This window comes from Tardiphaga sp. GW822-FHT04G09, from assembly GCF_058800725.1.
In genome coordinates, this window is record NZ_JBXAMO010000001.1 from 545,575 (window position 1) to 567,955 (window position 22,381).

At 63.9% G+C, this 22,381-nt stretch carries 10 protein-coding genes and 1 tRNA gene; 7 read left to right on the forward strand and 4 right to left on the reverse strand.

All coding sequences use genetic code 11. The features are described 5' to 3' along the window. Positions 1 to 62 precede the first annotated feature (62 nt). Positions 63 to 12,377: a filamentous hemagglutinin family protein gene (locus AC1RLZ_RS02655; protein WP_493187353.1), complete on the forward strand. Its 12,315-nt coding sequence runs from the start codon at positions 63 to 65 to the stop codon at positions 12,375 to 12,377. 354 nt (positions 12,378 to 12,731) lie between these two features. Further along, on the forward strand, positions 12,732 to 13,148 hold the full coding sequence (locus tag AC1RLZ_RS02660) for a hypothetical protein (RefSeq protein WP_493187354.1): 417 nt from the start codon (positions 12,732 to 12,734) through the stop codon (positions 13,146 to 13,148). A gap of 369 nt (positions 13,149 to 13,517) precedes the next feature. Here the strand turns inward: AC1RLZ_RS02660 and AC1RLZ_RS02665 are convergent. Next, positions 13,518 to 13,608, reverse strand: a tRNA-Ser gene (locus AC1RLZ_RS02665). 672 nt (positions 13,609 to 14,280) lie between these two features. Between AC1RLZ_RS02665 and AC1RLZ_RS02670 the strand changes: the two genes are divergently transcribed. Then, positions 14,281 to 15,774, forward strand: coding sequence for a porin (locus AC1RLZ_RS02670; RefSeq protein ID WP_493187355.1), 1,494 nt, complete (start codon positions 14,281 to 14,283; stop codon positions 15,772 to 15,774). A 148-nt stretch (positions 15,775 to 15,922) separates the two neighbouring features. On the opposite strand, the gene AC1RLZ_RS02675 is transcribed toward AC1RLZ_RS02670, so the two are convergent. After that, the gene (locus tag AC1RLZ_RS02675; protein ID WP_493187526.1) at positions 15,923 to 18,145 is read right to left on the reverse strand and encodes a lytic transglycosylase domain-containing protein; all 2,223 of its coding nucleotides are present in this window, start codon (positions 18,143 to 18,145) and stop codon (positions 15,923 to 15,925) included. A gap of 292 nt (positions 18,146 to 18,437) precedes the next feature. Between AC1RLZ_RS02675 and dapA the strand changes: the two genes are divergently transcribed. The 4 genes from dapA (at position 18,438) to AC1RLZ_RS02695 (ending at position 21,001) form a co-directional block, all read left to right on the forward strand. Further along, complete coding sequence (gene dapA / locus AC1RLZ_RS02680) at positions 18,438 to 19,331, forward strand: 4-hydroxy-tetrahydrodipicolinate synthase (protein WP_493187356.1); 894 nt, start codon at positions 18,438 to 18,440, stop codon at positions 19,329 to 19,331. A 99-nt stretch (positions 19,332 to 19,430) separates the two neighbouring features. Then, positions 19,431 to 19,847 (forward strand): large conductance mechanosensitive channel protein MscL, encoded by a 417-nt coding sequence (mscL, locus tag AC1RLZ_RS02685; RefSeq protein WP_371422749.1) that lies wholly within the window; start codon positions 19,431 to 19,433, stop codon positions 19,845 to 19,847. A gap of 66 nt (positions 19,848 to 19,913) precedes the next feature. Then, a complete protein-coding gene (smpB, locus tag AC1RLZ_RS02690; protein ID WP_068732465.1) occupies positions 19,914 to 20,387 on the forward strand; it encodes an SsrA-binding protein SmpB in 474 nt (157 codons plus the stop codon). 38 nt (positions 20,388 to 20,425) lie between these two features. Further along, a complete protein-coding gene (locus tag AC1RLZ_RS02695; RefSeq protein ID WP_371422748.1) occupies positions 20,426 to 21,001 on the forward strand; it encodes a peroxiredoxin in 576 nt (191 codons plus the stop codon). Here the strand turns inward: AC1RLZ_RS02695 and AC1RLZ_RS02700 are convergent. Both AC1RLZ_RS02700 and AC1RLZ_RS02705 read right to left on the reverse strand, forming a co-directional pair. After that, a complete protein-coding gene (locus AC1RLZ_RS02700; RefSeq protein WP_493187357.1) occupies positions 20,998 to 21,708 on the reverse strand; it encodes a uracil-DNA glycosylase in 711 nt (236 codons plus the stop codon). The two genes, AC1RLZ_RS02695 and AC1RLZ_RS02700, sit on opposite strands and share 4 nt — an antisense overlap. Continuing rightward, positions 21,689 to 22,315: a LabA-like NYN domain-containing protein gene (locus AC1RLZ_RS02705; RefSeq protein ID WP_068732474.1), complete on the reverse strand. Its 627-nt coding sequence runs from the start codon at positions 22,313 to 22,315 to the stop codon at positions 21,689 to 21,691. Before AC1RLZ_RS02705 ends, AC1RLZ_RS02700 begins: the two co-directional genes overlap by 20 nt. Positions 22,316 to 22,381: the final 66 nt, after the last annotated feature.

Below are 22,381 nucleotides of genomic sequence, written 5' to 3' on the forward strand. Positions count from 1 at the left end.
CTTTGGTCCCTTCCATCGAACGGTCTCGGTTCGACTTCGGTCGCGCCGTATGAGGGGCAATCATGGCGTCGAACATCAATAAACTTCAGGCTCTCTCGCGCTATGGCGCATTGCTGACCACGGTCAGTGCCGCTGCGCTCCTGATGTCGATGCCATTGGTCCATGCCCGTTCGCTGAACGGCAGCGGCGGCGGTGTGGTGTCGGCGCCGAACATCGCCTCCGATGCTGCCGCGCTGGCGGCGCAGCAGGCCGCGGCTGCAGGGCGGCAGTCGCAGGATTCGTTGGCGCGCGCCGCGCGCGCGGTGCAGGACATACAGGCGCTGCAGGCGGCGGCACGTGCTGCAGCGGCGACGCGGCAAACGTCCATGACGGCGCCGGTCAATGTGCCGAACGGCCTCGGCGCCGGTGGCCTGCTGCCGAATATGCCGGCGGGCTGGAGCGGCGCGGATGCGCCGACCCAGGGCGTCGATGCGAGCGGCCAGACCCAGGTCGGCATCCGGCAGACCACGCAACAGGCGATCCTGAACTGGCAGTCGTTCAATGTCGGCGCGCGCACCACGCTGAGTTTCGACCAGCAGGGGAATGCCAACTGGGTCGCGCTCAATCGCGTCAACAACGCCACGGCGCCGAGCCAGATCCTCGGCACCATCAAGGCCGATGGCCATGTCTATGTGATCAATCCAAGCGGCATCATTTTCGGCGGCAGCAGCCAGGTCAATGTCGGCTCGCTGATCGCATCGACCGCGGGCATCACCGACAGTCAGTTCCTCGCCAACGGCATCTACAGCACCCAGACCGGCAACATCTATGCGCCGAGCTTCACCGTTGCGGGAGGCAAGGTGGTGGTCGAGGCCGGCGCCGCGATCAGCACCCGTGCACCCTCGTCGGTGACGTCGGGCGGCGGCACCGTGCTGCTGATCGGATCGCAGGTCGAGAATGCCGGCAGCATCGCCACCCCGAAGGGGCAGACGCTGCTCGCCGCCGGCGACGACTTCATCCTGCGCCGCGGCTTCGGCACCGAGGGCAATGCCGCATCGACGACGCGCGGCATCGAACTATCGCCGGTGATCGGCGTCGGCAGCCAGAGCGGCGGCGTCAGCAACAGCGGCCTGATCTTCGCCCAGCAGGGCGACATCACGCTGGCCGGCCGGACGCTGGCGCAGGACGGCGTGCTGCTGGCCTCCAGTTCGGTCAATACCCGCGGCACCATCCATCTGCTCAACGCGGCGGCGGACCGCCAGGGCAGCGTCACGCTGGGCGCCGGCAGCGTCACCGCGATCCTGCCCGAACTCGACAGCAGCGAGACCGCGCTGGACAGCCAGCGCGACGCGCTGGTCGCATCGTCGGCAGCGGCCAATCTGCTGCGCGCCGGCAGCGCCACCGGCGCGTTCGACAATCTGTCGCTGCTGGCGGACCGCCAGGACCAGTCCCGCATCGAGATCGTCACCGGCGGCGTGGTCAATTTCCGCAACCAGTCGCAGACCATGGCGCAAGGCGGCCAGGTCGCCGTCAGCGCCGGCACGCGGGTGTTCACCGAGACCGGCGCCAGCATCGACGTCTCCGGCGTGCGGGGCGCCGTGCGGCCGATGGCGGCCAACCAGGTGCTGGTCAATATCCAGGGCAATGAACTCCGGGACTCGCCGGTCAACCGCGACAGCGGCGCGCTGCTCAACAAGAATGTCTGGATCGACATCCGCGATCTCGTGCTGGTGCCGGCCGGCACCGGCGGCTATGCCGGCGATCGTTACTACACCAAAGGCGGCCTGCTCGAACTCGGCGGTTACCTCGCCAACACCGCCCATACCATCGGCGAATGGACGGCGCTCGGCGGCAGCATCACGCTGGCAGCGCCGGAAGTTATCGCGCAGCAGGGCGCCAGGTTCGATATTTCCGGCGGATCGGTCAGCTATGACGGTGGCCGGATCTACGCGACGCGGCTGATCGGCACCGACGGCCGCCTCTACAGTTTCGACAACGCGCCCGCCGACATGAAGTTCGTGGCGGCGGCCGGCGGCTTCGTGCGCATGCATAACATCCAGGGCAAGGTCTCGGATCAGCTCACCGAGGTCTGGACCTCGCCATTATCGCGGTCCTCAACCTGGCGCTATGAGGCCGGCTATACCGTCGGCCGCGATGCCGGCCGGCTCAACCTGTCGACGCCGACCGCGGTGTTCGAGGCCGATATCATCGCTGACACGGTTGCCGGGGAACGGCAGACGACGAAGCGTGCCAATGGCGTCAGCGATGGCTACAAGCTCGCCCAGTCCACCGTGGCGCAGAACGGCACGCTGGCGCTCGGCAAATACGACGCCACGGGCCGCGTCGATCTGTACGCCAGCGACGTGCGCATTTCCACTGTTGCGAATGTGACCGCGGGTCTTGCGAATGGCGCGACAGCAGCATTGCCGGCGGAGCGCGGCAACACCGTCTGGCTCGATGCCGATCATCTCAACGCGCAGAAGCTCGGCGGCCTCGATCTCGGTACCCGCGGCGCCATCACCGTCGATGCATCGCTCGAACTCGCCAATGGCGGCAAAGTCAATCTGATCGCGCCGGTGATCGATATCAAGGCCGACATCACCGCGCGATCGGGCAGCGTCAACGCGACCAATGTTTTCGTGGCATCGAATGCCGGCGGCCTCGCGGCCCCGCTGACGCTCGCAGGGGCCTCCACACTAACCATTCATGGTGGTGCGACCATCGATCTGCGTGGTGGCTGGACCAACCAGCTGCAGGACGGAGCGGCCAGTGAGCTCGCTTATCTGGACGGTGGCGCGCTGTCGCTGACCTCCACGCACGATATCGCGGTAGAAGCTGGCAGCCTGATCGACGTGTCCTCTGGTGCGGCGTTGCTGGGTAACGGATCGATCAAGGGAGGTCGCGGCGGCGACGTGACCCTGTCGGCGGATATCGACGGATTTAGCGTCGCCGGCGGCGGATCGCTCAGGCTGGCAGGTGCTGTCTCGGGTTATGGTTTCAGCGGCGGCGGTACGCTCAAGCTTGAATCAGGATCAGCCGTGATGATCGGCAGTCCGGCTGCACCCGGCTCGGCGCTCGTGCTCGATGTCGAGCGCTTCAAGTCTGGCTTCTCCAGTTACGACATCAACGGCCATGCCGGCCTTTCGGTCGTTGCAGGAACGGTGCTTGATGTCACGGTTCCGGTCTACGCGCTGGTCGCTCCCGGACAGGAAGGCGTCGCCGGCGCTGGTGGCCGCGAATTGTGGACGCCGCCGCTCTATCTGGCACCGTTCCCGTCGAACAAGATTGTCCAGCGCGCGGGCGCCGATCTCGTTCTGCGTTCGCAGCGTCAGTTCGAGGGCGGTGACATCGCGATCGGCGCCGATGCGCAGATCACGGTGGATGCCGGACGCAGCATCAGCCTGATCGGCGGCGGCACCAGCCAGATCACCGTCGATGGCGCGCTGCATGCCAAATCCGGCAAGATTGCCATCGATATCGTGACGGCGCTGACCTCTGCGGCGACGTCGCCGTCAGCAAGGGAGAATAATCGCTCGATCTGGATCGGCGAACGGGCGGTGCTCGATGTCGCCGGCATTGCGGTAACTGCGATCGACGGTCGTGGCCGTGGTTCCGAGAAAGTACTCGACGGCGGCGCCATCACCATCGGCGGGAACATCGACTGGGAGACGACGGGAGCATCGACGACGGCGCCTGATATCGCGGTGATCATCAGATCGGGTGCATTGCTCGATGCGTCCGGCACCCATGCGGTGATCGACGTGCTGGGACCGAACGGTTTCGTGGCAACCGATGTGGCCAGCAATGGCGGCACGATCGTGCTCAAATCGTCGCGCAGCCTGTATCTCGACGGCATGATGCGGGCGCAGGCCGGCGGTGCCGGTGCGGCGGGCGGCACGTTGGCGATCGCGCTGGAGACTCCGGTGCTTAGCGTGAACGCGGCGGCGGATGATGCCGTGCGCGTGCCGCGCGAATTTATCGTCTCGCAGATCCATCGCGGCAGCGGTCTTGCTGCCGATCTCGTGCCCAACGCGGCCGATCCGGCGCTGCGCTACGGTACCGGCCGGCTCGGCGCCAATCAGGTGGCCGATGGCGGCTTCGGCACGCTGTCGCTGCTGGTCAACGGCATTCTCAGTTTCGACGGCGACGTCACTTTGTCGGCGGCGCAGAGCCTGCGGATCTATGCCGGCAGCTATGCGCTGACCGAGACCGCGGCGAGCAATTCAAACGTGTCGTTGAACACGTCCTACCTGCGCCTGGCGGGCGCCACCCGAATACCGGGCGACTTCCAGATCATGCCAACGGTGACCTGGCGCAAGGGCCCCTCAAGCCGCAGCAGCGATGCGCGGTTCTCCGTCACGGCCGATCTTGTCGAGATCCGCGACCGCGTCGGCTTCGGCGCGCGCGGCACCGTCGCGATGAAGTCGGGCGCACTGGTGACGATGGATCGCCGTGGCTTCGGCCATGTGGACGTCACCAGCCGCGGCGACGTGCGGTTGCTGGGCGGCAAGTCCGGCATGGGGCTCAGCGGCGCCACCACCACCGAACTGGCGTCGCCCGGCGACCTGACGCTGACGGCAGCGCAAATCTATCCGGCCAGCGACGTCAACGCGCAGTTGCTAGCGGGCGCGACCAGCGGCGCTTATGCGGCAGGCCGCGTATTGACGATCAACGGCTACGGTACCGCCGTTGCAGCTCCGCAATCGGTGTTCGGAACGCTCGCGCTCGGCGGCGATACTATCCTGCAGGGCGGCGTTGTCCGCGCCCCCATGGGCAATCTGATCCTCGGCTCGGATAACCGCGGCAACAGTACCGCACGCGCGAGTCTGCTGTCCCTGCTGCCAGGCAGCGTGACCTCGGTCAGCGGTGCCGGCGTGATGATGCCCTATGGTGGCACCACTGATGGCGTGTCCTACAGCTACAACGGCACGGCGATCAAACCGCGTGCGCTCGGTACCAGCAGCATCAGCCTGAACGGTGACAGCGTGATTGGCGAAGCCGGCGCACTGCTCGACCTGTCCGGTGGTGGCATGCTGACGGGGGCCGGCTTCATCAGCGGCCGCGGTGGTTCCGTGGACGTGCTGCGCACCCCGTTCGTCAATGCCAATCCGACGTTCCCGCTGAGTGCTGCCGGCAACAGCGTCTATGCGATCGTGCCGTCTTTCGGCGACGCCTATGCGCCGGTTACTGCCGATGCCGGAGCGGGCAATCCGCTGGTCGGCCAGCAGATCACGCTGACGCAGGATGCTGGCGCCCTCAAGGCCGGCACCTATACGCTGCTGCCATCCACCTATGCCTTGATGCCCGGCGCGTTCCGCGTCGGGATCGGCAAGACCGGTGCGGTGGTCGGCAATACGGCGACGCTGGGCAATGGCAGCACGATCAGCGCCGGCTATCTCGGCATCGCCAATACGGCGATCCGCAATACGCTGCCAAGCCAGTTGATCATCACTTCGGCGGCCACGGTGCGCGGCCATTCGACCTATAACGAGACGGGCTACGACGCCTACACCGTCGCCAACGCGGCGAGGCTCGGCGGCATGCGCGGACAGATCGCCGCCGATGCCGGCACGCTGAGGCTCGAATACTTCTATTCGAGACCGAAGCCCGGAGTGTCGATGTTCAAGTTCGACGGCACGGCGCTTTTCAATCCGGAAGCAGGCAGTGCCGGCTTCGGCGGCACCACCTCGGTGGTGGCGCAATATATCGAGATCCTTGGCACTGGCGCGGCGCCGACGGCCGGCTATACCGGCCTGTCGATTCACGCCGACGATCTCAATGCGCTCGGCGCGCCGCGGCTGCTGGTCGGCGGTGCTCTTCAACTCGATTATGCCGAGAATTTCGCGAGCTTCAAAGCGCAAGCCAATGTCGTCGACCTGCGGAGTGGCGCGCATCTGACGGGCGCCGAGATATTCCTGATGTCCTACGCAACATGGGGCGGCATCACGATCGAGCAGGGCGCGTCCATCGACACGATCGGACGTGGCCGCGCGGTCTATGACTCCACCAACGGCATTGTGTTCAATGCGAGCACGGCTGGCGTGGTGGCCGTTTCCAACGGACTGATCAATCTGCTGCCGCCGGTGGCAGAGGGATTTTCCTCTCCAGGTCCGATCCGCATCGGCGAATGCGCCGGCGGCGGCTGCAGCGGGATCACCTCGATCCTTACCGAAGGCACGCTGGCAATCGCCACCGACAAGGCCTTCACGCTGACGCCGCAGACGGTCTATGGCGCCAGGAATCTGGCGCTGGCGGTATCGTCGGTCAATCTCGGCAGCGACGCGGCCCTGCAGCAGGCGACCGCGAACGGACAATTGCCGGCGGGTCTGTCGCTCAATCAGGGCATTCTCAACACTTTGCTGGCGGGCAACGCAGCTGCCAACGTGCCAAAGGTCGAAACGCTGACGATCACGGCGCGGGATTCCGTCAATATCTTTGGTTCGGTGGTGCTCGATACCTTCGATCCCGCGACCGGAAAATCCTCGATTGCCCAGCTGGTGATAGGCACGCCAGCGATCTATGGCTATGGCAGCGCGGGGGATCGCGCCGTCATCACGACCGAACAATTCGTCTGGACGGGGCTTGCGCAGAAGCCGTCGCGATATCTGTCGGAAGGTTATGCGCCGAATACACCCGGCGCCGTCATCGGCGGCCTGCTGGGGAGCAGCACGCTCGATATCAACGCGAAGAATATCATTCTCGGATATGCCAGCGGCACCCAGCCGATCGCGATCATGCCGGCGGAGCGTCTGGCGCTCGGCTTCGGCGCGATCAACCTGACAGCGTCCGAAAGCGTCACGTCGAATGCCAAGGGAATGCTCAAGGTCTACCAGCAGCAGGGCAGCTACGATGCCGTGACCGGCTACCAGTATTCCGGCGGCAACCTGAGCATCACTGCGCCGGTGCTGACCGGCATCTCGGGATCGGACAATGCGATCACCGCAGGCGGCACCATCGCCGTGCTGGCGCCCACCGGCGGCGCGACCGGAACGTCCACGAGCCTGGGCGCGCAACTCAGCCTGTCAGCGCAAAATATCCGCATCGACGGTGCCATCGCACTGTCCTCGGGCAAACTGACGTTGAACGCCACTGGCGACATCCTGCTGGACGATCGCTCGCGTATCGATCTGGCCGGCCGCAAGCTCTCCTACTTCGAGGTTAATCGCTACAGCGCTGGCGGCCGGTTGGTGATGGCCAGCACCGGCGGCAACATCACGCAGACGGTGGGCTCGATCATCGACGTTTCGGCAGTGCTGAACAATGCCGGCTCCATCGAAGCCATGGCGCTCGGTACGGGAGGCGGGCAGGTCGCGCTCGGAGGGACCATTCTCGGCAGCAGCAGCGGGTGGTATGATGCAGGCGGCACCTTTGTCCCCGCCGCGGGATCGGAAATTACGGTCCGTGCGCAGGCGGTGAGTGATTTCGCGGGACTGAATGCCCGTCTCACCAATGGTCAGGTCTTCGGCGCGCGGCGCTTCCAGATCAAGCAGGGCGACATCGTCATCGGCGACGAGATGCGTGCCCGCAACGTGGATATCACGGCCGATGGCGGCAGCCTGACCGTCAACGGCAGCATCGATGCCAGCGGCTTCGAGGTCGGTACGATCCGCCTTGCGGCGCGCGACAACCTGATCGTCAACGGCACGCTCGATGCGCATGCCACCGGCATCCGCCGCGACAGCTATGGCAAGATCATCGACAGTCCGAACCGGGCCATCGTCGATCTCACCACGCGCGACGGAACGCTGACCCTTGGCAGCGCCGCACGGATCGATCTGCGCTTCGGCGCATCCGACGCGGCGCATCACGACGGCGTGGCGCGCGGCACGCTGACGCTGAACGCGCCCCGTATCGGCGGTAACGATGTGGCGGTCGATGTCGTGGGCACGCCGACGATCCTCGGCGCCAAGACGATCGCGGTGCATGGCTTCCGGACCTACGACGATGCGCCGATGGCGCCCACGCCGGATGCTGCGGGACAAACCACGCAGCTGATCACGCAAGACTATCTCAACACGATCGACGGTCACAGCCGAACCTATATCGATGCGGCTCTCGCCAACGGAGCGCTGGCGGCGCGCCTCGCCGGTCTCGGCAACTATCACCTGCGTCCGGGTGTCGAGATCGTCAGCAACAGTGCCGTCAATCCAGACGGCAATCTGACCGTGCTCGGCGATATCGATCTGTCGAACTGGCGCTATGGTCCGGATTCCACGCCTCTCAGCGCAGCCCGGCGCGGCTTCGGCGAACCGGGCGCGCTGGTGCTGCGCGCGGCCGGCAACCTCCATGTCTATGGCAGCATCACCGACGGCTTCGCACCGCCGGCTGCCACGCCGGCGGACAAGGGCTGGTACCTGTCGGAATTGAGCCTGACACAGTTCGACAGACACATTGCCTATGGTGCCGACATCACCATCCCCATCGATGGCGTCGTGCTGGATATCGGCACCGTGTTTCCGATGAAGGCCGCTTTGAACTTCGATATCTCGGTTGCCGCCATGACTCTGCCGGTCGGCACGACGCTGCCGGTGGATGCGGTGCTGACGGGAAGCTATACATTCGGAGCCGGTACCGTGCTGTCCGCGAATGTCTATAATGCCGATGGCAGCATCCGGGCTGCGGCCGGCACCGTGTTGACAGCCGATCTCGTCGCCGATGCGGGCATGAAGCTTGGCGCGGGCACGCCGCTGCGCGCCGCTGCCGAGGTCGCGGCGCTGGTCTGGCCGAAGAACGTCGTATTGCCGGTCGCCATGAAGACGGTGGTGCAGACCACGCTGGCGCGCGGCTCTGTCATTCCGTCGGGAACGAATGTCCAGTTACCGGGCGATTCTGCTGTGGATCTGCGGCCGGGCGCCGCGCGCAGCGATAACTGGGCAGTTGCGCCGATGCTGCCCGAAGGCACGACGAGCTGGAGCATACAGCTCACGGCCGGTGCGGACCTCGCCTCGGCGGATCGCCGCGCCACCAATCCGTCGTCCCGTGGTTCGATCATTCTCGCCGACACACATTCCAACCTGACCACGGCAGTCGTGCAGGCTGGTGGCGATTACTATGCGTGGACGCAAGAAGCCGCCGATGCCGGGCTTGGAAATGCAGGCGACCCGGTCGGCGATCTCAGCATCTACTGCGATATCGCTCCGACCTTGTGCGTTTTCGTCAGCACCCCGATCCGCGACGTGACCGCCGTGGACTATCTGTCGCCTGCATTCAGCGTGGTCCGCACCGGAACCGGAGACCTCGGCATGGTGGCCGCTGGCGACCTGCGGATGAATTCGGCCTTCGGCGTCTACACCGCCGGAACGCAGTCCGCCGCGATTCTGGACGGTGCCGGCAACAACCCCTTCAACCTGCCGCGTGGCCAGAGTGTCAACGGGGTTTTGCCGGCGATCTATGACGCCGCGGCAGGCACCTATCAGGCCTGGTATCCCGAGCAGGGTGGCAATCTCGACATTCGCGTCGGCCGCGATCTCGTCGGCGACGTCTGGGGGCAGATGACGCAGAACAACGTGAATAGCTCTGGCGTGGGCAACTGGCTGTGGCGACAGGGCACTGGCAGCGCGGTCACCGATTCATCCGGCATCGCAACTGCATGGTGGATCAATTTCGGTGCCTATACGTCATCGCCGATCAACGGCCTGCCTGAACTGCCCTTTATGGCCGGCTTTACCGGCTTCGGCACACTCGGCGGCGGCAACATCACCATCAACGCCGCGGGGGATGCCGGCATCATCACGCCGCGAGGGGATGTTGTTTTGGCAGCTGCGCCGCGCAGTCAGGCGCTGGTTGTTGCGGTGGGCAGCACCGGACGTGTCGATGCATCGGGCAATCTGACATTGACCGGCGGCGGCGATCTGCAGATCAAGATCGGCGGCGTGCTGAACCCCAATCTCGACGCGGTTCAGTTCGCGAGCAGCCGCTTGTCGAACAGCCAGAATACGGGCCTCAACGGTACGCTGACCAACTTGCGCGGTCTGACGACCCTGTCGGCCACGGCAGTTGGCGGCATCAATCTGCTGTATCGCGCCAACCAGATCACGCTACGCGGCTTCGACGGCGACCGCACGGATGTGCGTCCCGTCGATCCCTTCACTTCGACCGTCGCCAACAGCCAGGGCGGCATCGAATTGTTGCCGGGCGATTCCGCGATTTACCTGAACACGTCGGGCGATCTGGTGCTCGGCACCGCGTCCGACCCCGGCCGTGTCTTCACCAGCAATCTCTCGAAGCTCACGGCCAGCGGGACGGCGACCATCGGCCAGAGCTGGTTCTCGCTCTGGACCGACCATACGGCCATCAATCTGTTGTCCGCAGGCGGCAACCTGACGCCGGGCACCGATGCGGTCATCAAGCCGGACACCGCTGCGAGAAGCAATTTGGGCAACGCCGATACCGGCAATAGGGCCGATACGGCGATCGTCTATCCATCGATCCTGCGCGCCGTCGCCGGCGCTGGCAGCATCTACTACGGCAACGGGGCCAGCGGCGCATCGACGCCGGCGACCGGTTCGATCCTGCTGGCACCGTCTGCCAGGGGTGCGCTGGAATTGCTCGCGGGCACCTCGATCTATGGCGGCGGCTACACGATCGGCATGTCGGGTTCGGACGCGCCGCTTCCGACCCCGTTCCGTGCGGCCTTTGTCGGCTATTCGGCCGATGGCCGCGCCGCGTTTTCCAATACCAGTCCGCAGGGATCGCTGGTCGATTCCCAAGGAAAATCGGTCGTCGGTGTGCCCGACACATATCCGCTGTTCGCCTTCGGCCCCGATACCATCGGCACGACCTCGCTGCACGCCGGCGATCCGTCATCGGCATTGTTCTATGCGGCCAATGGCGACATCGTCGGATTGTCGAGCGGCACGATCCGGACCTTCGAGCCGGTCACGTCTGCAGGCCGCACACAATTGACCTGGTATCGCAGCGGCATCGCGACGCGGGTGCGCGCCAGCGGCGACATCATCAATCCCAACCTGGTGATCGTGAACAACAACAGCGACGACGTCTCGCTGCTGCAAGCCGGCCGCGACATTACTTACGCCAATGTGCAGGTCGCAGGGCCAGGCACATTGGCGGTGATGGCCGGGCGCAATCTCGATCAGGCAGACCAGGCTTCGGTCACCTCGATCGGGCCGCTGGTCGCAGGCGACAACCGGCCCGGCGCCTCCATCGCGATGATGGCCGGTGTCGGCGTCAATGGACCCGACTACGCCAGGCTCGCGGCGCTCTATCTCGATCCCGCCAATCTGGCGACGGCCGGCGTGCCGCTTGCCCACCAGATCGGCAAGGTCGTCAAAACTTATGAAGGCGAGTTGATCGCCTGGCTCAAGGAGCGGGGCAACGTCGCTGGATCGGTGGAGGAGGCGCGCGCGACTTTTGCCGCACTGCCGCCGGAGCAGCAACGCATCTTCCTGCGCCAGGTGTATTTCGCCGAGCTCACCGCAGGTGGCCGCGAATACAACGACGCGGCCAGTTCGCGCTACGGGTCATACCTGCGCGGTCGCCAGATGATCGCAACGCTGTTCCCGGACCAGGATGCCCAGGGCAATCCAATCGCGCGCCGCGGCGACATCACGATGTTTGGCGATGCTGGTGTGCACACCAATTTCGGTGGCGATATCCAGATGCTGGCACCGTCCGGCAAGGTCGTGGTCGGTGTCGAAGGCACGTTGCCGGCGGGCACGTCGGGCGTCGTCACGCAAGGTCGGGGCGACATCCAGATCTACAGCCAGGGCAGCGTGCTGCTCGGCCTGTCGCGCATCATGACGACCTTCGGCGGCAACATTCTCGCGTGGTCGGCATCGGGTGACATCAACGCCGGCCGTGGCGCCAAGACTACCGTCCTCTACACACCGCCGAAACGCGTCTACGACAACTACGGCAACGTGACACTGTCTCCGCAGGTGCCATCGGCCGGCGCCGGCATCGCCACGCTCAATCCGATCCCGGAAGTGAAAGCGGGCGATATCGACCTGATCGCGCCGCTTGGCACGATCGATGCGGGCGAGGCGGGCATCCGCGTGTCGGGCAATATCAACCTCGCCGCATTGCAGATCGTCAACGCGGCCAACATCCAGGTGCAAGGTGCATCGTCTGGCGTTCCGACCGTACAGGGACCCAGCATCACCGCAGCCCTTTCCACCAGCAATGCAACGGCGGCGACGCAGCAGACGGCTACGCCGCAGCAGGCCGCCAATAGCAATCCTTCGGTGATCATCGTCGAAGTGCTGGGCTATGGCGGGGGAGGCGATCAGAAAGGCGATGAAGAAAGGAAGCGCGACCAGCGCGATGAACGCCGCTCGCAAAATCCGGGCAGCCCCGTCCAGGTGATCGGCGCGGGTGCGCTCGAGCAGGCTGCCATCGATCAACTGACGCCGGACGAACGCCGTCGCTTGGTTCGGTAAGAGGGAGAGATCTCGCAATGTGGCCGGCGAGCGTCAGGCATGATGCTCGTCGCGACATCGTCTTTCCGGCTGTTCGCTGTCGCCGATCACGCGAGTGAGCAAGATTGTCCGCTCTTGGCCGCTGGTGTTGAAACACGCCTGCACGGGAGGGCCGCTGCGCGTAGCCAGAAAGCCGAGCGATCATTATTCGCCGCGCGCGACGGGAAACGCTTCGGCCGATGATTGTTACGCTCAGATCAGCGGAAAGCGCGCTCGCTTCGGAAGCTACGCCGGCATTTTTTTGCATGGCGCTGCAACCAACCCGGTCCAAAAATGTTGCGCATTTGCTGGGTGGCCATCCATAGGAGCGCATCCATGTGTGATTACAGCCTGCACGCGGTCGCTACCCGTCCCGCGGAGGTGGCGGATAGGTTGGTGTCGACCAAATTTCCTTCCACGACAACTCGGGGGTTCGCAAGCTGCGACGATCTTCACGTCGCAGTGTGTCTTCGTCCCGGTACCGAACTCGCCTTTGAACACGACGTCCGGGTCGATGGGTGGGTGTTTCGCCGGAATGTGGGCGATCGACTGGCCCGTTTTCGCCAAATCGACGTAGGCCAATCTCACCATCATCATGACGCGCTCGAATTCTCGAACGGCAAGATCGTTCTCGTCACAGATCTCAAGCCCGGACAAAGGGCGATCGTGCTGCAACTGCCTGTTAGTCAGGCAACCGAAAAGCCAGGCAGGACGGAGCCTGCCGCGCCGCAAGAAGTCGCCCGGATTCCCTGACGCGCAACATTTGCGGGCCCGCCGGAGCAACCCGGCGGGTTTTTCAACGGTTCTCGTGCTGACTCTGGCTACCCGGACGCACTGCTCGTAGCCCCGATTTTTTCCAAGGAGTTTCGCGTAAGTCGCAACGCTCCCTTTTCACTGCCAATCTTTGTAAGCCGACCGGCGGGCTTCAAGATGGAGGTCGCAATTCTTCAAAAGCTGGGCGAACGATCTGCTGCATTGCCTTTGCTGCCCAATCTTCATTGAAGGCAGCAATCGCAGATCTTGCGTCAGTCTGGCGCTCGCTCAGCCTCCCGAGGCTGTGCGTCGAGCGCGACAGCGTCGATTTTAAGAATATCGAGCAATATCAATAGAATATAAGAAAAATGGCGGAGCCGGAGGGATTCGAACCCTCGATACCCTTGAGAGGTATGCCGCTTTAGCAAAGCGGTGCCTTCAGCCACTCGGCCACAGCTCCATCATTGCTGCATATGCCCGACACCGTCGCGAGCCGCAAGCGCCAGATCGCGGTCTGCGGCGTATGTTCGCAAAAATCGGACACGTCTGATGTGGATGACTCTTTATAATCTTGCGATGCCGCTCCCGCCGATGGTGCATTTGCTGCGGGAATAGTGGGCCCGGAGGCGTTTATCGATTGCCATCCGGCGTCGCGCATTTGCCGGCAAATTTATCGCTGGGCAGATGCGAGACGATTCGGCCCATGGACCGGAAAGTCGGTCCGTTACGTGGCATGCGAGTGTGAGCGTGTTTCTGCTCGTTACGGGCGTGACCGCCGACCGGAAATGTGGCGTCCTAAATTCCTACGTTGAAGCAATGGCTTGCCAGGAATGCCCATTCACGAGTCCGTGTGATTTAAGCAACACAGGCTGGGAAACGGCCGAATGGAGGCGGCTTTGAGGCGTTCCATTGTTGCGAAGCGAGACACCTTGGGAGATGGTCTCGGTGCGACGGAGGGGGGCATCCCGAGGTCGTCCCGTAAAGTGGTTCGTCCTGAATCTCGTCGGCACGTTTTGTGCGACGGGTTTTGCGATTCGGAGCGTTTGCGGGTTGTCAGGGATTAAGGGGACTTGTCTTCAGGGTGGCCTCCACCCCGTTGCAGAACCTTCCCTAAAGCAACTTGGAGGTTTACATGAAGACGATTAAGGGCCTTATCCTCGGCTCGACGGCAGCTCTGCTCGCCGTTGGCGGAGCTCAGGCAGCCGATCTTCCCGTCAAGGCCAAAGCGGTCGAATACGTGAAGATCTGCTCCCTCTACGGCGCGGGTTTCTACTACATCCCGGGCACCGATACCTGCATCAAGATCGGCGGCGCGATCCGTTTGGACACGTCGTTCAACGCGAACGCCTACGACACCCCGTTCTGGCAGGGTGGTGCTGGCGGCGCCGGCGTGTGGACCAAGGACTTCTACCTGACCCGTGAACGTATCAACCTGACCACCGATACGCGCACCGCGACCGAATACGGCGTCGTTCGTACCTACGCGAACATCCAGTTCGACTTCTCGCAGAACCGTGAATCGATCGCTGGCGGCTTCACCGAAGTCGACTACGCCTTCATCCAGTTCGCCGGCTTCACCTTCGGTAAGGCCGTCTCGCAGTTCGACCCGCAGTGGGCGCTCTCGAAGCCGTACATTTCGTCGGGCTTCATGGCGGGTTCGAACAACAGCACCGGTCTGCCGCAGATCGCCTATACCGCTTCGTTCGGTAACGGCGTGTCGGGCACGATCTCGCTTGAGAACGCCTCGCCCTACCGCAATGCCGGTCTCTACAACAACGCGAATCCGATCCTGGCTCCGTTCGGCTCCAACACCCCCGGTGCCTACGGCGTGTCGTCGAACACCTTCGTCGGCAACTCCTACGGCGGCAACCATATTCCTGACGTGGTCGGCAACCTCCGCCTCGACCAGGCCTGGGGCACGCTGCACTTCGGCGCTGCGATGCACTCCATCACCCCGGGATTCTACGGCGCGAACGAAGCCAGCGGTCACCCGGATGACTCGTATGGCTTCGCGGTCAACGGCGCTGTCGAATTCAAGAACCTCCCGACCGGCGCTGGCGACAGCCTGAAGCTCGAAGCCACCTACGCCAAGGGCGCAGCCAAGTATGCTATGGCTGGAGGCACCACCGACACCTCGGGCGGCGGTCGTTTTGCCGCGGCTTCGGGTAACACGCTCGCCTTCGGCTACGTGCTCGACGGTGTGTTCGGCACGAACGGTCAGATCCAGCAGAGCGAAGCTTGGTCGGTCGTCGGCTTCTACGAGCACTACTGGAACCCGGCATGGCGCACGTCGCTGTTCGGCAGCTACAGCAGCATCTCGTATGGTGACGGCGGCAACGCGCTGCTCGCCGCCGCCTTCGCTGCGGGCCGTCCGAACAACGGTGGCACGCTCACCGGTTCGACTGGCAACTTCGACTTCGCGGTCGCCCAGATCGGTACCCGTACCGCCTGGACCCCCGTCAAGAACCTGACCCTGTCGGCTGAATTCACCTACAGCCGCCTCGAGCAGAAACTCGGTGGCTTCTGGAACGGTGCAGTGACCGGCAAGGCGACCCCGGTCGGCGGTTACGCGGTCCAGGACCAGAACATCTACAACGGTTCGGTGCAGATCCTGCGCTCGTTCTAATATCGACTGCCTCAGGGCATTCGCTATCTGAAACAAAGACCCCCGGCAGGAAACTGCCGGGGGTTTTTGCTTGCGTGGATGACGTTTGACCGCGACGCTGCGAGCTCTCCTCGCACTGACGGTGGTGAGTTCGTGCTGTTGTCGCGTGCTATTCGACGCTCGTGCTGCCGCGATGCAGGTCGGCCTCGATCTGCAGCCGCGAGCCGCCGCCGAAGCGGGCGCGATAGACCTGCAGGTTCTCCATGATGCGTTGGACGTAGTTGCGCGTTTCCGAGAACGGAATCGACTCGACCCAGTCGACCGGATCGACCTTGGGGTCACGTGGATCACCGTAGCGTTCGATCCACTTGCGCACGCTACCGCGTCCGGCGTTATAGCCGGCGAAGGTCATGATATAGGAGCCGCGATAGTCCTCGAGCAGGCCACCGAGTTCCGCTGCGCCGAGTGCCGCATTATAGGTCGAGTCGCTCTTCAGGCGCGCGAGGTCATAGGTGGCGCCGTGTCGCTTGGCGACATATTGCGCCGCGCTCGGCGTCACCTGCATCAGGCCATAGGCCTGGGCCGGCGACACGACGGCCGGATTGAAGGCGCTTTCCTGCCGCGCGATCGCATAAACGACGGCAGCTTCGACTTCGGGGCCGACCGGGCGATAGCTCGGAATGCCGTTGGTGGGATAGGCATAGTGATCGAAGGGCAGGCCGCGATTGAGCGCCGCCTTGCCGACCAGCAGCATGCCGCGCGCGTCCTTGTTCTGTTGCGCGAGTTCGCTGAGGCCGAGCACTGCTTCCGGATCGCCGTTCTCGCCCACGTCTGCGAAAATCGGTACCGCGATCTCGCGCTCGTCGAGCGCATAAAGCAGTTGCACCGCGCGGACGATTTCCAGTCGATCGAGCCCGCGCGCGCGGGCGGTCAACGCGCCGCTGATGTCGAGCTGCTGCAGGCCGAGCTTCGCGCGCGCGAGCTGGCCGTAATAGCTGGTGGATTGCTCTGCCGCGCGCGTATAGGCGGCACGCGCTTCCTGGCTGCGGCCTGCGGCCTCTGCGGCGCGGCCCTGCCAGTAGCCGGCGCGGGCGAGGGCTGTCGGATTGACGCTGCCGACGCCGATCCGCGCGAAATGCTGCGCGGCAGTTGCGGGATCTTTCAGGAAGCGCAGCGCGATCCAGCCGGCGGTGAATTCCTGTTCGGTCTTGTAGATATCGCGCGCGGGCAGGGCGGCATCGCGGGCCACGAGATAGGCCGAGCGATGTTCGCCGACGTCGAGCAGCTTGCGCGCCGTGAGCCGTCGCTCGATCCACCATTCGTCGAGATTGTGCAGGCGCTGCGGCTCGCGCGGCGCTGCAATCATCAGGCGCGCCGCTTCGCCGAATTTCTCTTCGCGGCGCAGCTGCTGAATACGGCTGAAGATGTAGCCGGGGTCGCTATGCAGCTCGGACGGCACTGCAGCGAGCAATGCGTTGGCATTCGACGCCTTCCTGGTGACGCCGATGCGCGCCCGGGCCAGGGCCATCTGCGCGCCGCCGAGGCGCTTGGCAGAGCGCAGCGCCGCATCGGAATCGCTGCCATAGAGCAGCATGTCCATACGGGCCTTGTGATCGCCGGGCGTGATGAGCGGGCCGAACATGTCGATGGCCAGGTTCTCGGTATCGCTCGATATCGGATCGCTGCGCCATGCGTCGCGGATCAGCCGCTCCGCGCCGGCGCGGTCGCCGCGTGCGAGCAGCGACTTGGCGAGCGCGAACTTGCCCTTGGCAGAAATCGGCTTCTCGCTTTCGAAGTAGGACTGGATCGCGGAGTCCTCGCGCTTGTCGTCCCACAGCGCCGCTTCGATGCGGCGGCGCAGGAAGGTCTGCGACGGCCAGCTCGGATTGGCGGCGACGAAGGCGCGGTAGCGCTCGACCGAAGCGCCATTGTCATCGCTGCGCAGATATATCCATTCGCCGAGCTTGCGCGCCACCGGATCGCCAATCGTCTGCACCAGCTGTGCGGCTTCCGAACCCTTGCGCTTGCGGATCAGCTCGATGACGTTTTCGAGCGTTTCGGCATCCGCCTGCGGGGTCGACGTCGTCGCAGCGACGGCGGCACGGGCGACCGGCTTCTTGATGACAGGAGGAATGGCCGCGTGCTGGCGGGTGGCGGGCTGGATCGCTGGAGCCGGGCTCGCGGCATCCGGCGCCAGCGGCTTCGCGGGGGCAGCTATGGCCGTTGGGGCCTGTGTGGCACTGCGCGCGATCGGACGCGCTTTCGGCAATGGTACCTTGGTGGCCGCCCAGGCCTCGACGGCCAGCACCGATACCCCGACCGCCAGCGCCAGACCGGAGCCCAAGGCTGTCCGTTGCAAGGCTGTCCGCCGCGCAGTTGTGGTGAGGAGCAGGTGCTTCACGGCATTCCCCCGCGGCGAATCAGACAATCGCACGCATTCCCATGATGTATTTGATTGAAACGGTGACCAAATCGTCAATTTCTGTGACCGCACGCTCCTCTCTGCCCGACCACGGCGGCGAAATCACGGCTGAATAGCCGGCAAACCGCGCTGAAACCGGCCGGAAACCGACCTGAAACCGCCCTCGGCGGTCTTTCGCCGCAGCCGCAGACTCGATAAGACTTGCAGTTCAATCAATCGGTTCAAGCAGACGGCTAAAGCCGCATCGCGTTCGGAGCAGACCATGGCAGCCACCAAGACGAATTTCCGGGGGTCTTACACAGCTCTGGTCACGCCGTTCAAAAACGGTGCGCTGGACGAGGCAGGCTTTCGCGCGCTCGTCAGCTGGCAGATCGCGGAAGGCAGCAACGGTCTTGTTCCGGTCGGCACCACGGGCGAGAGCCCGACGCTGAGCCACGAAGAGCATTACAAGGTCGTCGAATGGTGCATCGACGAAGCCAAGGGCCGCGTGCCGGTGATCGCCGGCGCCGGGTCGAACTCCACCAAGGAAGCGGTGGCACTGGCAAAGCACGCCGAGAAGGCCGGCGCTGATGCCGTGCTGGTCGTGACGCCGTATTACAACAAGCCCACGCAAGAGGGCATGTATCAGCACTTCAAGGCGGTGAACGATGCGATCGGCATTCCGATCATCATCTACAATATTCCGCCGCGGTCGGTCGTCGATATGTCCGTCGACACAATGGCGCGCCTGTATGAGCTGAAGAACATCGCCGGCGTGAAGGATGCCACTGCCGATCTCGCGCGCGTGTCCAAGCAGCGTCACGCCATGGGACCGGATTTCATCCAGATGTCCGGCGAAGACATGACCGCGCTGGCCTATATGGCGGCGGGTGGCCATGGCTGCATTTCAGTGACGGCGAATGTTGCGCCGAAGCTGTGCGCCGAACTGATGTCGTTGGTGCTCAAGGGCGACTATGCGGGGGCGCTCAAGATCCAGGATCGCCTGACGCCGCTGCATGACACGATCTTCAAGGAGCCTGGTCTTGCCGGCGCCAAGCATGGGCTCGGGTTGCTGGGCCGCATCACGGAGGAGGTGCGTCTGCCGCTGCTGACGGTGACGCCGCCGACCGGCAAGGTGATCCGCGACGCCATGGTCTTTGCCGGCCTCATCAACTAGGCATCTGCATCAGTCAGATATCGAGTGACTTTGGCTGCGTCATCGTTCCTTATTTGTAAGTGCGTCCCCGTCGTTCGTTGAAAACAAGAGGAACTGCAGATGTTGAAGGAATTTCGCGATTTTGCAATGAAGGGCAACGTGGTCGATCTCGCCGTCGGCGTGATCATCGGCGCAGCCTTCGGTGCCATCGTCTCGTCGATGGTCGCCGACATCATCATGCCGGTCATCGGCGCCATCACCGGCGGTCTCGATTTCTCGAATTACTTCACGGGTCTTTCCAAAACCGTCACGGCAACCAATCTGGCCGATGCCAAGAAGCAGGGCGCCGTGCTCGCCTGGGGCAACTTCCTGACCCTCACGCTGAACTTCATTATCGTCGCCTTCGTCCTGTTCATCGTCATCCGCTTCATGAACCAGCTGAAGCGCAACGATGCCGCCAAGCCGGCTGAACCGCCGAAGCCGACCCGCCAAGAAGAATTGCTGACCGAGATCCGCGATCTGCTCAAGAAGGCCTGAGCCCAGAGCTTGGGCCGGGCGTTTGCGGTACTTATATTCGGTCAGGTACGCTGAAAGTATTGGACGATGGCCGAGAAGAACGAACGCCCGATCAAGGTGATCGCAGAAAACCGCAAGGCGCGGTTCAACTACGCCGTCGAGGACACGGTCGAGGCGGGCATCGCCTTGACCGGTACCGAGGTGAAGTCGATCCGCAATGGCAAAAGCACGATTGCGGAATCCTATGCCGATCCAAAGGACGGCGAGATCTGGCTGATCAACTGCAACATCCCTGAATATCTGCAGGCCAATCGCTTCAATCACGAGCCGAAGCGACCGCGCAAGCTGCTGCTGCATCGCAAGCAGATCAACAAGCTGATGGGTGCGGTAGAACGCCAGGGCATGACCCTTGTGCCGTTGAAGATGTACTTCAACGAACGCGGCCGGGTTAAGCTGCAGCTGGCGCTGGCCAAGGGCAAGCAGCTCCACGACAAGCGTGCGAGCGAGAAGGACCGCGACTGGGGCCGCGAGAAGGGCCGTCTGCTCCGCGCGAGAGGCTGAGGCTGGGCGTCGCCCATCCCCGCAGACAAGAGGATGAGATGACGCAAGGTAACCTGCTCGAAGTCGACTGGAGCAAGATCCCGGCACCGGAAGACGATGGCGCCGCCAATCATCTGATCGGTATGACGATCCCGCCGGTCAGCCTGCGTGCCACCAACGACACAGCGGTGATACTGTCCGAACTCAAGGGCCGCACCGTGGTGTTCGGCTATCCGCGCACGGGCGAGCCCGGCAAGATTGCTCTCGTGGACGACTGGGACATGATCCCCGGCGCGCGCGGCTGTACGCCGCAGACCTGTTCGTTCCGCGATCTGTTTGCGGAGTTGAAGGCTGCAGGCGCAAAGCATGTGTTCGGCCTGTCGACACAGAGCAACGAATATCAAACGGAAATGGCCGGGCGGCTGCATCTGCCGTTTCCGGTGCTCTCGGACGAGCAGCTTGAACTGAGCGATGCGCTCAGGCTGCCGACCATGGTGGTCGCCGATCTCACGATGATCAAGCGCATGGCCATGATCATCGACGACGGCAAGATCACCCATGTGTTCTATCCGGTGTTTCCACCGGACCGGAACGCAGGCGACGTGCTGGAGTGGCTGAAGGCCAACCCGGTCTAAGCCTGCGCCAGATCCGCCTTCACCCGCGCGAACACCGCCCGGAACATCTCGGGTGTCAGCACGCGCGTGTTCGTGTTGTAGCGTGAGCAGTGATAGCTATCGTAGAGCTTGAAGCGGCCGACATCATGGACGGCGCCGTGCGCAAAAGGCGCTGTCACGGCGCGAATGCCAAGCGTCCTCAGCATCGTGTCATGGGCGACGCGGCCGAGGAGGACGATGGCCCGCAATCGTGGCATCGTGTCCATGGTCGCGATCAGGAACGGCCGGCATGTCGTGATCTCGACGGGCAACGGCTTGTTCTGCGGTGGCACGCAGCGCACCGCATTGGTGATCCGGCAATCCTGCAGCGTCAGCCCGTCGTCGGGGCGGGCTTCATAGGTGCCCGAGGCAAATCCGAAATCGAGCAGGGTCTCGTAGAGGAGGTCGCCGGCATAGTCGCCGGTAAAGGGGCGCCCGGTGCGGTTGGCGCCCTGCACGCCGGGGGCGAGGCCCACGATCAGGAGGGCTGCATCGGATGTGCCGAACGACGGCACGGGTCCGTTGTAGCCGTCAGGGTCGCGCGCGCGCACCTCTAGCCGATACTCGACGAGGCGGGGGCACAGTGGACAATCGCGCCCGGGATCGGTGGAAGTACCAGCGGAAATCGTGGTTGCGACCACCGCCGGCTGTTGTCGGCTGAGTTGCGTCTTAGTCTTCGAAATCTTCATCGCCTCGTGGCGCCATGGTGGTCGCGCGCTGCAGGAATTGCGGCGTCTGGTGACGCGGTTCGCGCGGAGCAGGGCGCTCTGCCGGATCGCGGCCAAGCTTGCTCTGCAGCTCCATGAGATCGGTAAACACGTCTGCCTGCCGGCGCAACTCGTCGGCGATCATGGGCGGCTGGCTCGAAATCGTGGATACGACAGTCACGCGGACGCCGCGGCGCTGCACGGCCTCGACCAGGGAGCGGAAGTCGCCGTCGCCCGAGAACAGCACGATCTGGTCGACATGTTCGGCCAGTTCCATGGCATCGACAGCCAGCTCGATGTCCATATTGCCCTTCACCTTGCGTCGGCCCGACGCATCGATGAATTCCTTCGTGGCTTTGGTCACCACCGTATACCCGTTGTAGTCGAGCCAATCGATCAGCGGGCGAATCGACGAGTATTCCTGATCTTCGATGATGGCGGTGTAATAGAAGGCCCGGACAAGGGTGCCGCGGCTCTGAAATTCCTTGAGGAGGCGCTTGTAGTCGATGTCGAAGCCAAGCGTCTTGGCGGTCGCATACAGGTTGGCGCCGTCAATGAAGAGAGCGATCTTGTTAGACGTGAGGGACATCAAGTTTTCTCATGTGGTTTGTTGTTGTTAGCGTTTTTGGCGCGACTTCGTCGTTGCGCATTTGAA

Bases quoted from the DNA above. Each gene is read 5' to 3' on its own strand.
- dapA (WP_493187356.1), top strand. From the start codon at position 18,438: ATGGCAGCCACCAAGACGAATTTCCGGGGGTCTTACACAGCTCTGGTC.
- AC1RLZ_RS02705 (WP_068732474.1), bottom strand. From the start codon at position 22,315: ATGTCCCTCACGTCTAACAAGATCGCTCTCTTCATTGACGGCGCCAAC.
- mscL (WP_371422749.1), top strand. From the start codon at position 19,431: ATGTTGAAGGAATTTCGCGATTTTGCAATGAAGGGCAACGTGGTCGAT.
- AC1RLZ_RS02700 (WP_493187357.1), bottom strand. From the start codon at position 21,708: ATGAAGATTTCGAAGACTAAGACGCAACTCAGCCGACAACAGCCGGCG.
- AC1RLZ_RS02670 (WP_493187355.1), top strand. From the start codon at position 14,281: ATGAAGACGATTAAGGGCCTTATCCTCGGCTCGACGGCAGCTCTGCTC.
- AC1RLZ_RS02655 (WP_493187353.1), top strand. From the start codon at position 63: ATGGCGTCGAACATCAATAAACTTCAGGCTCTCTCGCGCTATGGCGCA.
- AC1RLZ_RS02695 (WP_371422748.1), top strand. From the start codon at position 20,426: ATGACGCAAGGTAACCTGCTCGAAGTCGACTGGAGCAAGATCCCGGCA.
- smpB (WP_068732465.1), top strand. From the start codon at position 19,914: ATGGCCGAGAAGAACGAACGCCCGATCAAGGTGATCGCAGAAAACCGC.
- AC1RLZ_RS02660 (WP_493187354.1), top strand. From the start codon at position 12,732: ATGTGTGATTACAGCCTGCACGCGGTCGCTACCCGTCCCGCGGAGGTG.